Source organism: Paenibacillus sp. NPDC093718 (assembly GCF_050279985.1).
GTDB lineage: Bacteria > Bacillota > Bacilli > Paenibacillales > Paenibacillaceae > Paenibacillus_AQ.
This window is the reverse complement of record NZ_JBNNUS010000025.1, coordinates 1-13071: the sequence shown is the minus strand read 5'-3', so window position 1 is coordinate 13071 and position 13071 is coordinate 1. Positions and strand designations below refer to the sequence as shown.

Annotated in this window: 7 protein-coding genes, 11 tRNA genes and 1 rRNA gene; all 19 read left to right on the top strand. The window is 48.4% G+C overall.

Features of this window, described 5'->3' with window-relative positions:
- Window positions 1-106, top strand: a 5S ribosomal RNA gene (gene rrf, locus ACQKPA_RS33140); the annotation flags it as partial.
- Window positions 107-114: 8 nt separating this feature from the next.
- Window positions 115-190, top strand: a tRNA-Asn gene (locus ACQKPA_RS33135).
- A 3-nt stretch (window positions 191-193) separates the two neighbouring features.
- Window positions 194-269 (top strand) — tRNA-Thr (locus ACQKPA_RS33130).
- 37 nt (window positions 270-306) lie between these two features.
- Window positions 307-381 (top strand) — tRNA-Glu (locus ACQKPA_RS33125).
- A 135-nt stretch (window positions 382-516) separates the two neighbouring features.
- Window positions 517-592, top strand: a tRNA-Val gene (locus ACQKPA_RS33120).
- A 53-nt stretch (window positions 593-645) separates the two neighbouring features.
- Window positions 646-720: transfer RNA gene (locus ACQKPA_RS33115), tRNA-Gln, on the top strand.
- A gap of 68 nt (window positions 721-788) precedes the next feature.
- Window positions 789-864: transfer RNA gene (locus ACQKPA_RS33110), tRNA-Lys, on the top strand.
- A gap of 14 nt (window positions 865-878) precedes the next feature.
- Window positions 879-962 (top strand) — tRNA-Leu (locus tag ACQKPA_RS33105).
- Between the two features lie 5 nt (window positions 963-967).
- Window positions 968-1042: transfer RNA gene (locus tag ACQKPA_RS33100), tRNA-Gly, on the top strand.
- Window positions 1043-1045: 3 nt separating this feature from the next.
- Window positions 1046-1122: transfer RNA gene (locus tag ACQKPA_RS33095), tRNA-Arg, on the top strand.
- Between the two features lie 20 nt (window positions 1123-1142).
- Window positions 1143-1216: transfer RNA gene (locus ACQKPA_RS33090), tRNA-Pro, on the top strand.
- 76 nt (window positions 1217-1292) lie between these two features.
- Window positions 1293-1366 (top strand) — tRNA-Gly (locus tag ACQKPA_RS33085).
- 273 nt (window positions 1367-1639) lie between these two features.
- Window positions 1640-4426, top strand: a complete 2787-nt coding sequence (gene ppc / locus ACQKPA_RS33080; protein ID WP_427496514.1) for a phosphoenolpyruvate carboxylase — start codon at window positions 1640-1642, stop codon at window positions 4424-4426.
- Between the two features lie 243 nt (window positions 4427-4669).
- Complete coding sequence (gene sigW, locus ACQKPA_RS33075; RefSeq protein ID WP_181469840.1) at window positions 4670-5236, top strand: RNA polymerase sigma factor SigW; 567 nt, start codon at window positions 4670-4672, stop codon at window positions 5234-5236.
- 221 nt (window positions 5237-5457) lie between these two features.
- Entirely contained in the window at window positions 5458-6072 is a 615-nt protein-coding gene (locus ACQKPA_RS33070) for a zf-HC2 domain-containing protein (RefSeq protein ID WP_427496513.1), read from the top strand.
- 318 nt (window positions 6073-6390) lie between these two features.
- Complete coding sequence (gene cdaA / locus ACQKPA_RS33065; RefSeq protein WP_071221881.1) at window positions 6391-7221, top strand: diadenylate cyclase CdaA; 831 nt, start codon at window positions 6391-6393, stop codon at window positions 7219-7221.
- On the top strand, window positions 7214-8689 hold the full coding sequence (locus tag ACQKPA_RS33060; protein ID WP_427496512.1) for a CdaR family protein: 1476 nt from the start codon (window positions 7214-7216) through the stop codon (window positions 8687-8689). The genes cdaA and ACQKPA_RS33060 overlap by 8 nt, the downstream gene beginning before the upstream one ends.
- Window positions 8690-8721: 32 nt before the next feature.
- Window positions 8722-10062: a phosphoglucosamine mutase gene (gene glmM, locus ACQKPA_RS33055; protein WP_427496511.1), complete on the top strand. Its 1341-nt coding sequence runs from the start codon at window positions 8722-8724 to the stop codon at window positions 10060-10062.
- A gap of 731 nt (window positions 10063-10793) precedes the next feature.
- Complete coding sequence (glmS, locus tag ACQKPA_RS33050; RefSeq protein ID WP_427496510.1) at window positions 10794-12626, top strand: glutamine--fructose-6-phosphate transaminase (isomerizing); 1833 nt, start codon at window positions 10794-10796, stop codon at window positions 12624-12626.
- Window positions 12627-13071: the final 445 nt, after the last annotated feature.

Sequence of the window (13071 nt, the reverse complement as noted above, 5' to 3'; positions counted from 1 at the left end):
TGGCGGAAGGGTTCCACGCGTTCCCATACCGAACACGACCGTTAAGCCTTCCAGCGCCGATGGTACTTGGACCGAAGGGTCCCGGGAGAGTAGGATGTCGCCAAGCGGATATATTCCCTGATAGCTCAGTTGGTAGAGCACTCGACTGTTAATCGAGTTGTCACAGGTTCGAGTCCTGTTCGGGGAGCCACTTGCTTCCATAGCTCAGTAGGTAGAGTGCATCCATGGTAAGGATGAGGTCACCGGTTCGATCCCGGTTGGAAGCTCCAGATTCGCTTTTGAATTGGACATGCATCATGAAATCGCGGCCCGTTGGTCAAGGGGTTAAGACACCTCCCTTTCACGGAGGTAACAGGGGTTCGAATCCCCTACGGGTCACCACTATTTTTAAAGCAACAGGGGATGAGAATCCCGTCGGTTCGTCGGAGGATGTCCTTCGTAAGCAGAGGCTTCGCAGTCTCGAACGAAGTGAGAGTATCCCCTACGGGTCACCACTATCTTTATTCCATATTGTATGGAGGCTTAGCTCAGCTGGGAGAGCATCTGCCTTACAAGCAGAGGGTCGGGGGTTCGATCCCCTCAGCCTCCACCATTTAATGCATGATTCTAACGAGAATCAGCACAATAGAAGTATCTCATCGATTTTGGGGATTAGCCAAGCGGTAAGGCAACGGACTTTGACTCCGTCATGCATAGGTTCGAATCCTATATCCCCAGCCACTTTACCCCAAAAAGTGAAGTTGCGCTTCGAAGGTGATCCCGATTACTTTTCGGAGGCCCTGAATTGCGAGCCATTAGCTCAGTTGGTAGAGCACCTGACTTTTAATCAGGGTGTCGAAGGTTCGAGTCCTTCATGGCTCACCATTGTTTCATCTTGTGCGCGTGTGGCGGAATTGGCAGACGCACTAGACTTAGGATCTAGCGTCTTTGACGTGGGGGTTCAAGTCCCTCCACGCGCACCATTAATGCGGACGTGGCTCAGCGGTAGAGCATCGCCTTGCCAAGGCGAGGGTCGCGGGTTCGATTCCCGTCGTCCGCTCCATTTGCGCCCTTAGCTCAGCTGGATAGAGCGTTTGACTACGAATCAAAAGGTCGGGAGTTCGAATCTCTCAGGGCGTGCCATTTTTTTAAAAGATTAATATCGGGATGTAGCTCAGCTTGGTAGAGCACCTGGTTTGGGACCAGGGGGTCGCATGTTCAAATCGTGTCATCCCGATTTCTTTAAGAGTAAGCCCCGCAAAAGTAATCGGATTATACTCCGAAGCGTAGCGTCTCTTTTGTTGGGTTGATATGCGGGTGTAGTTCAATGGTAGAACTCCAGCCTTCCAAGCTGGTAGCGTGGGTTCGATTCCCATCACCCGCTCCATACATAAGCAGGACATCACCGTGTGTGATGTTTTTTTACATATTCACACGACTTTCCTGCGAAGTGTTAATGTGCTAAAGAACATAGGCAGGTCAAGGTTTATAGGACTAATGTCCATGGTATATGGGTATATCAATATCATGAGTTTTGTCGATTTGGCTAATTTTTTCGCCTGGAAAATGCAGATTTTCATGCGCTTTTATTGTATGATGTTAGGAAGGCGTTACGTCCTATAGACAAACTGCTGAAACGGGTTGAGATGGGAGGAGTAGCATGACTGAACTTACAGTAACCGCAAAGAGCAATTCCAACAATCTGCTGCGGCGTGATGTACGGTTCCTTGGCAATATTCTTGGAGAAGTTCTTGTCCACCAAGGTGGCAACGAGCTTTTAGATATAGTTGAGAAAATTCGCGAAACGAGTAAATCGTTGCGATCCGTATTTCTGCCAGAATTGTTTGCAGATTTCAAAAGGATCATCAGCACATTGGAGCCCGACATTCGCCATCAGGTGATTCGCGCGTTTGCCATTTATTTTCAATTGGTTAATATCGCAGAGCAGAATCATCGCATTCGTCGCAAACGCGATTACGAGCGTTCCGCCGGGGAGAGTGTTCAACCAGGTTCCATTGAAAGTGCGGTCCAGGATTTGAAAGAGCGCAATATTACGTTTGAAGAAGTTCAAGAAATTCTCGAAAGTCTATCCCTTGAGCTGGTAATGACAGCTCATCCAACAGAAGCGATGCGTCGGGCTATTCTGGATATTCATAAACGGATAGCGGACGATGTTATGCAACTGGACAACCCGACACTGACATTCCGCGAACGAGAGCAGCTTCGGGAGAAACTACTGAATGAAGTGATTACGCTGTGGCAAACCGACGAGCTTCGTGACCGTAAGCCGACGGTTCTTGATGAGGTCAGAAACGGTATGTATTATTTTCACGAGACACTGTTTCACATTCTGCCAGAGGTTTATCAAGAACTGGAGCGCTGCCTAAGTAAATATTATCCGGGTCACCATTGGCACGTTCCAACCTATTTGCGTTTCGGTTCGTGGATCGGTGGCGATCGGGACGGAAATCCTTCAGTGACGGCGGACGTAACATGGAAAACGCTTGAAATGCAGCGGAAGCTAGCGATTCGTGAATACCAACGGATTTTGCGTGAATTCATGAAATACCTCAGCTTCAGCTCATCCATCGTGAGCGTTTCGGATGAATTACTTCAATCCATTGAAAAAGACCGCGAGCATGTAACACTGAAGAAGATGGAAATTTGGCACAATGAGAAAGAGCCTTATCGTGTAAAACTGGTATATATGCTGGCTAAAATGAGTCATATTCTTGATGAGAACATGACGGGCGGCGAGCGTTATCAGTCTCCTGAGGAATTTATCGAGGACTTGAATATCATTGATCGAAGCTTGCGTTTCCATTTTGCTGACTATGTTGCAGACACGTATATTCAAAAACTGATTCGTCAGGCGGAGTTATTTGGCTTCCATACAGCAACGCTGGACATCAGACAGCATAGCCAAGAGCATGAAAATGCCATGGCCGAGATTCTTCGTAAAATGAACGTGACTCAGGATTATGCCCAGTTAAGTGAAGATGAGAAGATCGAGCTGCTTAATAACCTGCTTAATGATCCTCGTCCATTGACTACGCCTTATCAAGAGTACAGCGACAGTACCGAAGAATGCCTTGAAGTATACCGTACCGTATTCCGTGCGCAGCAGGAGTTCGGCGTCAAATGTATTTCAAGTTATTTGATCAGTATGTCCGAGGGCGCAAGCGACATTCTGGAAGTGATGGTATTTGCCAAAGAAGTCGGACTCTTCCGCAAGGACAATGATGGTTCTGTAGTAGCTACTTTGCAGGTTGCACCATTGTTTGAGACGATTGAAGACCTTCATGCCGCACCTGATATTATGCGTAAGCTCTTCAACCTGCCGATCTATCGGGAAGCGGTTAGTGCCATGAATGAGCTTCAGGAAATCATGCTGGGTTACTCCGACAGCAACAAGGACGGCGGAGCTATTACCGCGAACTGGGAGCTCCAGGTAGCACTCAAAGATATTACGGCTGTAGCCAATGAGTATGGCATCAAGGTGAAATACTTCCATGGACGCGGTGGATCGCTTGGACGCGGCGGTATGCCTCTGAACCGCAGCATTTTGGCTCAACCGGCATCAACGATTGCGGGTGGCATCAAAATCACGGAGCAAGGCGAAGTTATTTCTTCCCGTTACTCTTTGAAGGGAATTGCCTACCGCAGTTTGGACCAGGCGACTTCAGCACTTATAACGGCTTCTCTTAATGCCCGTTACCCTGAAAAAGAATCGACCGAAAAAGAGTGGGAAGTGATTTCCTCGAGCATATCGGCCGCTTCACAGAAGAAATATCAGGATCTGATCTTCCGTGATCCGGATTTCTTGAGCTTCTTCAAGGAATCCACGCCGCTTCCTGAAGTGGGAGAGCTGAATATCGGTTCCCGACCATCCAAGCGTAAGAACAGTGACCGTTTTGAGGACCTCAGAGCCATTCCTTGGGTGTTTGCGTGGACCCAGAGTCGTTACCTGCTTCCGGCATGGTACGCTGCTGGTACGGGCTTACAGAGCTTCTACCAGGGCAAGGAAGAGAATATGAAGGTGCTTCAGAAGATGTACACGAGCTATCCGTTCTTTACGTCACTGATCGATACCCTTCAGATGGCTCTTGCCAAGGCTGATCTGATCATCGCCAAGGAGTATTCTTTGATGACGAAGGATGATCAAGCCCGCGAGCGTATTTTCGGTTTGATTCAGGATGAATTCAACTTGACGAAAGAGCTTGTTCTTAAGATTACGGGACAACAGGATATTCTGGATAACCAGCCGGTCTTGCAGGAATCGATTCGACTCCGTAATCCTTACGTGGATCCGCTTAGCTATTTGCAGGTTCAATTGCTTAACGAGCTGCGCGAGCTGAGAGAGCAGGAGCAGGACGATCCGGATCTGCTTCGGGAAGTACTGCTGACCATCAACGGCATTGCAGCGGGGCTTCGTAATACAGGTTGATCCGTACAGGATGACACCGCTGTTTGAAAGGGATAGTATAAGGCGAGGTTCCCTAAAGGGACCTCGTTTTTTCATCTATAGCAGTTTAACCTCTGATGATTAAAGTATCGGCTGCAGCATGATTGTCTTTGATAGAGAATAGGGATTCTTTTTGAATTATTGTTGATTTTTAGAAACAGTTGAATTACGATTTGAATGATGCTTTTTAGACGTTACCCATCAGACCATTCTGGGGGAATTGTGGTGGACAATTTGGATGTAAGACTGGCGAAGCTGGCCCGAAAAGGGGACCAGAGAGCTTTTGCCGAAATCGTAGAGCTTTATAAAGACAAAATTTTTCATTTGGCTTACCGGATGCTGAGTAACCGCCATGAGGCTGAGGATGTCGTACAAGAGACTTTTTTGCGAGTATATAAAAACCTTGATCGATACGACGAGAATCAGAAGTTCTCAACTTGGATATACCGAATTGGTACAAATCTTAGCATTGATCGGCTGCGCAAGCGCAAGCCGTCTTTCTCGCTGGACGCCGACCTGAATGAAAGCGAAGGCATGGACGGCTACTCCTTGATCCCGAGCGATAACCGTACACCGGAGAGTGAAATGCTGCTATCCGAGACACAGCGCATTATTCATACGGCGATTGATGGACTTCCTGCCAAGTACAAGACAATCATGATTCTAAGGTACATTCAGGATTTATCTCTGCAGGAGATCAGCGAGATTTTGGACTTGCCTGTAACAACGATCAAAACGCGTGTACATCGTGGACGCGAATTTTTACGCAAAAAATTAGAGTACAAATTGTGAGGGGAAAACGCCTATCGCCGTTCTTTGAGGAAGAGAGACCGCGTTTAAGGGCGCTTTTTTCTTGCGGAGCCAGAAAGTTAGTCTCTGCAAATTTTTTCTGACTTTCTTTTAAAAAAATTGAAACATCCCTGATTCCGGCACGTATGAACAATAAGCAAGTCTTATGCCCCTATGGGGGAAGAGACCCAGCAAAGAGATTGAATGAAAGGATTGGCTCACAAATGGATTGCAAATTAGCCGTCTCTTTGATGCATGATTATCTGGATAATGACTTGTCCGACCCGCAGCAGCTGGAATTGCAGAAGCATTTGCTGGATTGTGCTGACTGTCGGAATTACTTCGAGAAGTTGGAGCATACCGATATGCTTCTTTATTCCTTAACTCATCATGCGACCAAGCCATCCGATGATTTAACGGAACGTATAATGGGCATGCTGCCGCAGCCCAAGAGACAAAAAGCTTGGGTCAAATGGGTTAGGAATCATCCTGCACTCACGGCTGCAGCTTTGTTTTTGGTTGTCATGCTCTTCAGCACAATCAGTTTTTGGAGTCAGGATACTCAGTTGGTTGTAAAGAGTGACGAATTCGAAAAGCTGGTGATTGAAGGAGATACCGTCATTATTCCTCCGGATCAAACCATCAAGGGAGATATTACAGTCGAGAATGGAAAGACGAAGGTCTACGGTCAAGTGAATGGCAATGTGACTGTCATTGATGGAGAATTATTTCAGGCTTCCACCTCACATATAGCAGGTCAAGTGAAGGATATAGATCGGGCGATGGACTGGATCTGGTACAAGATCTCCAATCTGTTTACAGATGCCGCTTACCGCTAGGTGAAACCTGATGCCTACTGAATAAAAGCGCCTCTTTTCTGTGAAAAGACGGCGCTTCTTTTGTTGATTTTATGATCTTTTTCATGGAAAGCAGAGGGCGTCCGCTTGCATCGGAAAGATTAACGTTATAACCTAGAGAGTGTAGAGTACATACTACATATATAAGTCTCATGCGTTATTAAAAAGGAAGTTCAAAAAGTCCCCGTGTGATCCGAAGGAAAATGGAGAGCTGGTTCGGTAAAATCGAATCTTAGCATTCATTTTCGAGGAACCGGATTTTTTGGGCCCGCACTTAAAGGAAATGACGGGGGTTGCTGTATGGAGTATTTCACAGATATGACCTGGGGTGAAACCATTAAAGATATCATCGATATCCTTATCGTTACTTATATAATATACCAGATGATACTGCTCGTCCGCGGCACGCGGGCGGTCCAGCTGCTCAAAGGGATTTTGGTGCTGGTGGTCATCTGGGCTCTCAGCACCTGGTTTGATCTGTATACGCTGAAGTGGCTGATGAATCAGATCTTTACATTTGGGGTGCTGGCGATCTTTATCATCTTCCAGCCGGAGCTCAGACGTGGTCTGGAGCAGCTCGGACGAGGCAAGCTGTTTGGGCGGACGGCGGATATTGACGAGGAGACCAATAAATTAATTAGCGAAACCATTAAGGCGGTTAATTATTTGTCTCGGCGCAAAATAGGGGCTCTGATCGTCTTTGAGCGGACGACGGGCCTGAATGAATATGTAGAATCAGGAATTCCGATGAGATCGGTGATCAGCTCGGAATTGTTTATTAACATTTTTATACCGAACACGCCGCTCCATGACGGAGCTGTCATTATTCAGAACGGTCAAATTGCAGCGGCTGGCTGTTATTTACCGCTATCAGAGAATCCTTTTATCAGTAAGGAACTGGGAACAAGACACCGTGCCGCTATCGGAATCAGCGAGGTGGGGGATGCGATTTCGGTTGTTGTATCCGAGGAGACTGGGCAAGTATCGCTGGCCTTGAATGGACAGGTGGTTCGAGATATTAAGGAAGAGTCTCTCATCTCCAAATTGTATGAGGAGCTCAGACCTGCCGCGTCCATTAAGGAGAAACGCACGTTCTTCTGGAAACGGAAGGGGGACGGCAGCAATGGATAAATGGATCAAGAACAACACGGCAAGCAAGCTCATTGCACTTGCTGTCAGTATTTTATTGTGGGCGATGGTTCATATGGACAGCGGAACGCCTGCACCGCCAACGACTTTTTATGATACCAAAATCATTGAAGGCGTTGAGATTCAGACTTATGGATTTGATGACAGCGAATATGCGTTAACAGGGATTGATAAAGACCGTGTAAATCTCGAAGTTCGGGGGAAGAAATCCAATATTTCGCTTTTGACCGACGACTATAAGGTGAAGCTTGATTTGAGCAACGTCAAAGAACCGGGTACGCACACACTTCCACTAACCTACTCCATCCCGAGTGGTGTTGAGATGGTATCGATGGAACCGTCGGCCGTTACGGTGACGGTAGAGCCGAGAGTGTCGAAATCCGTGACGGTAAGTATTGGAACCAAAGGCGAGCCTGCTAAAGATTACCGGGCCGGAACACCCGTGCTGATTGACCCAAGGCAAGTCACGGTTACCCTGCCTGAATCGTCAATGGCGAATCTGGGGCAGGTCAAAGGTAATGTGGAGCTTGATGGTGCCAAAGAGAAGATTACGGAGAAACGAGTCAAGCTTACAGCATATGATAAAGAAGGCAACGTAATGGAAGATGCAGTCATTGAGCCTGCTACAGTAGCAGCTGAAGTGCCGATTGAGCCGGCTTTTGTCACCCTGCCGCTGGAGCTTCAATATACGGGACGGCTGCCGGAAGGGTTTGTCCTATCCAAGGTGGAACAGAAAGTAAAAGAAGTGAAGCTGTTTGGCAGTAAAGAGGCGCTGGCAGGAGCTGAGACCTATATCGAAGCTACGATCAATCTGGGAGAAGTTAGAAATTCGGGAACAACAGTGCTTACGGCCGACTTGACGCCGCCCGAAGGTTTTGAGAAAATCGAGCCGAGCTCTGTAACGGTGGATGTTACGGCGGTATCGCATGGTGAACGGGTGATTACAGGAATTCCGATAACGTTAAAAGGGGTCGCCTCCGGCTTGGATGCTGTCATTACGGATCCAAAGACGAAGACCATATCTTTAACGCTCACCGGAGCGCCGGACTTGCTCAATAGCCTGGAACCGACGGATATCGGAGCTGAAGCGAATGCAACCGGTTTGAAAGCCGGCGTTCACGAAATTCCGCTGCAGATCACGCTTCCTAATTTTATTAACCGTACGGATTCGGAACGTCCTGTTGTTAAGGTAGAACTCAAGGATAACTCCAAGCCCGTGACAACGGAGCCGGACACCTCGAAGAATGAGGGAACGGAGAAAGACAAGCCGCCTGTTCCACCAGGAACGGGATCAGGAGCAGGAACAGGCAATGATCAGGAGGAGGATCCGGAGACGCCTCCTACTCATGAAGACACGGATAACTCCGGATCAGGAGAAACTCCATCACATCCGCCGGGAGACGGATCGAATGATGGGACAACGGGGTCAGAAACGTCCATTGATGGATAATAACGAAGAGTAGATAAAGGAGTATATAAAACATGGGGAAATATTTTGGTACAGATGGAGTAAGAGGAGTTGCGAATCAAGAGCTGACAGCGGAAATGGCTTACAGCATAGGTCGCTGCGGCGGCTATGTGCTCACTGGCGATAAAGAGAAGCCAACCGTCATCATCGGCATGGATACTCGCGTATCGGGGGCTATGCTGGAGTCGGCTTTGGTTGCAGGCCTGCTGTCAATCGGTGCACATGTCATTCGTCTGGGTGTCGTAAGTACACCAGCGGTGGCGTATATCACAAGACTCTTGAAGGCTGACGCGGGTGTTATGATCTCGGCTTCACATAACCCGGTACAAGATAACGGCATCAAGTTCTTCGGTGGAGACGGCTTCAAGCTGTCGGATGAGACAGAGCTTAAGATTGAAGAGCTGATGGATGCGGTAACGGATAATCTGCCGCGACCAATCGGGGCTGATTTAGGTGAATTGCTGGTTGATAACGAATCGAAATATAAATACCTGGAATATTTGAAAACGACGGTCAATAACCGGTTTGACGGCCTGAAAATCGTACTGGACTGTGCTAACGGCGCAGCTTATGAGCTGGCTCCAAAGCTGTTCCGTGAATTGGGCGCGGATGTGATCACCATCGGTGCTGAGCCGAATGGCCTGAATATCAACGATCACTGCGGATCGACTCACCCGGAGAAACTCGTCGAGGCTGTACTCCAGCATGGCGCTGACCTCGGTCTGGCTTTTGACGGAGATGCGGATCGCCTGATTGCCATTGACGCAAAAGGCGAGGAAGTAGACGGCGATTTCATTCTGTGCATTTGCGGTGATGCCATGAACCGTGCCGGCAAGCTGAAGGCAGGCACCATCGTTTCGACCGTAATGAGTAACATCGGTTTCTATAAAGCATGTGACAGCTTGAAGCTGAAGACGGCCAAAACGGCAGTCGGCGACCGCTACGTCATGGAAGAAATGCGCCGTGGCGGATATAACCTGGGTGGAGAGCAGTCAGGACACGTGATTTTCCTGGATCACAATACTACAGGGGATGGCATTCTGACGGGAATTCAATTGGTGGATACGTTGGTAGCCTCCGGCAAGCCTCTGCATGAGCTGAAGAGCAGCATGCGCAAGTACCCGCAAGTGCTGGTTAATGTTCGTGTTGGCGATAAGAGCAAGTACCAAGGCAATACCGTTATTGAGTCTGCGATTGCTGAAGTTGAAGGCATTCTGGGTGATAATGGCCGTGTCCTGGTTCGCCCATCGGGAACGGAATCCCTCATTCGCGTCATGGCGGAAGGCCCGGACAAAGAAGAGCTCGACCGTTATGTAACGCAGATTGCAGACGTGGTGAAGCGGGAATTGGCGTAAGACTAAGGGTGTATTTTTCAAGGAAAGCAGACTAATTTTTGTCAGGGCCAGTGAACTATGCGGATCCGGTTCACTGGCCTGCTGCTTTTCGATGAAGCCAGTCGATGAAAGCGCAACACCCCCTGTCCTGTCAGCAAAGAGTGCGAATTACGGCATTGCTTGAGAGGATAGGCCATTCGATGTCATTCATGGGGTTAATTATACGCAGGGCTTGGAGCACCTGGGAAATAGCCGAGTTGCCAAAGTCTGAACGCATGAATATAATAAAGGATGTCATTCAAGAATAGAAAGCGAGGATTGTGAGGTTACTTCAAGCTTTATAAGCGCCAGAGCTTGTACCTGCGCGGGGATTGGTTATTGCTACGTTAGGATATCCAAACGGCAGAACGCAAGTTGACGAGGTAGAGGTGTTCGGATTATTCGGCGGGGACCTCTCGGTTATGCACCAACCGTAAGCGAATCACGGAAAAGGAATGGGCGACCGTTCTTACAACGTATCCGCAGGTGCTTCTTATTACTAATAATACAAAACATGAATGTGCGATTTAGAACAGGGCAGCGCGGTGGAAGAAGAGTGCATTCATGTCTGTTCAACTCAGCAGCCTATATCATGCTGGATCTTTGAACGTTGATAATTGAATAAATCATTCTTCTTTCCTGATACCGCACAGATGCTGCCGTGTTCTATTTCCGCCTACTATTATAGGGAAATCGAACGGAGGAATCATACTATGTGTGGTATTGTCGGATATATTGGAAATCAGAAAACGCAAGCGGTGTTGATCGAGGGATTGAGAAAGCTGGAGTATCGCGGATACGATTCAGCGGGGATTGCTGTGTTTACGAATGAAGGTCTGCGTGTGGCCAAAGCGCAAGGGCGTCTTGCCAATCTGGAGGAGAGACTGGAGTCTGCTCCACTCGTGGGAACTGCAGGTATCGGTCATACCCGCTGGGCTACACATGGGCGACCGTCGGACGTGAATTCGCATCCGCATACGGATGAAAGCCAGAAGTTCTCCGTTGTTCATAACGGGATCGTTGAGAACTATCTGGAGCTTAAGGAAGAGCTGATCAGCCAAGGACACCACTTTGTTTCGGAGACCGATACCGAAGTTATCTCCCATCTCATTGCCCGTGAATATGACGGGGATATCGTTAAGGCCGTGCAGAAGGCGATCTCTTACATGAGAGGCGCATTTGCCCTTGGCGTCTTGACCGAGTATGAACCGGATCGATTGGTGGCTGTGCGTCAAGCAAGCCCGCTTATTATCGGTCTTGGCGAAGGAGAGAACTTCATCGGTTCTGATATTCCGGCTATTTTGAAATATACGCGGAACGTATATATTCTCAACGATGGAGAGATGGCTCTGCTGACAGCAGATGCTGTCGAATTAATGACCATTGAGGGGAACTTTATTTCTCGGGAAATGATTCGTGTCGACTGGGATGCCGTTACAGCGGAAAAAGGCGGATTCGATCACTTCATGCTGAAGGAGATCCATGAGCAGCCAAAAGCATACCGGGATACCATGCTTGGCCGTGTGGATGAGAGCGGACGTAAAGTCGTTCTGCCGGAGCTGAAGCTGACACAGGAACAGATTAAGAACATTCGCAATGTTCAGATCGTCGCCTGCGGTACGGCTTACCATGCAGGACTTGTGGGACGCAGCGTGATTGAAGAGATGGTACGCATTCCGGTTGAGAATGACGTGGCGTCCGAGTATCGTTACCGTTCGCCGATCGTTACGCCGGAGACTCTTGTCATCGTTGTAAGCCAATCCGGTGAGACGGCAGATACCTTGGCTGCGCTTCGTGAAGCGCAGAGCCATGGTGCTCATGTCCTGGCCATCACGAATGTGGTAGGCAGCTCGATTGCCCGTGAAGCCAACGACGTGCTCGGCACACTGGCTGGCCCAGAGATCGCCGTAGCTTCCACGAAAGCTTACACCTCGCAGTTGATTGCGTTCTATCTGTTTGGTCTGTACCTGGCTCAAGTACGCGGTACGATGACAGAAGACGCCGTTGCTGAAGTAATTGCAGCGATGGAAGCTCTGCCTGAACAGGTAGAGTCCATGCTGACCAACGCAGAATCAATCAAGGGATATGCCGAGCAAATTGCGGAGCATGAGAACCTGTTCTTCATCGGTCGTGGTCAAGACTACGCCGTAGCACAAGAAGGGTCCCTGAAGCTTAAGGAGATCTCTTACATTCACTCCGAGGCCTATGCTGCCGGCGAATTGAAGCATGGTACGCTGGCCCTGATTGAAGAGGGCATTCCGGTTATTGCCTTGGCAACCCAGGAATCGGTTATGGAGAAAACGGTGAGTAATATCAAGGAAGTCAAGGCCCGCGGTGCAGAAGTGATGGCGATTACGCATGAAGAGCATGTGGCCGGCCTGCTGAAATCCGTGGATCAAGCCTTCGCCATTCCGAAGACCTTGCCGATCTTGACGGCAGCTTTGTCTGTCGTACCGCTGCAGCTGCTTGCCTACTACGCATCGCTTGCCCGTGGTAACGACGTGGATAAACCGCGTAACCTGGCGAAGAGTGTGACGGTGGAGTAAGGCGGGGAGACGAACGACACAACTGAATGTGTTAAATATTCTTTGTAACTGAATAATACAGGTTGTAACTAATAAAAAAAGAATGTAACTGAAAAAAAAAGAATGTAACTGTGATAAAAAAGTGTGGAGCCACACGAAGGATTATTCTTGCATTTAAAGGGGAACCAAGGAAGTAATTTCCGACGGTATGTGACGCATCTGCCGGAGAGCAAAAACATTGTCCATTTGAAAGTCGCTATTTCAGCGGCTTTTTTCTTTTAAGGGTACAAGTTCTTGTCCCGAGCCGAGGACAAGAACTTGGTTCGATTACCGATTTGACACATATCCAATTAAAACTCGACAGCTATTTCATTAAGCTAACGGGCAGGATAGTTCGGGAGATCTTGGTGCTTCTGTGTGTTACCTGCTTAGATAGATTTCGTTACACTACTAGCTGCAGTTTTGC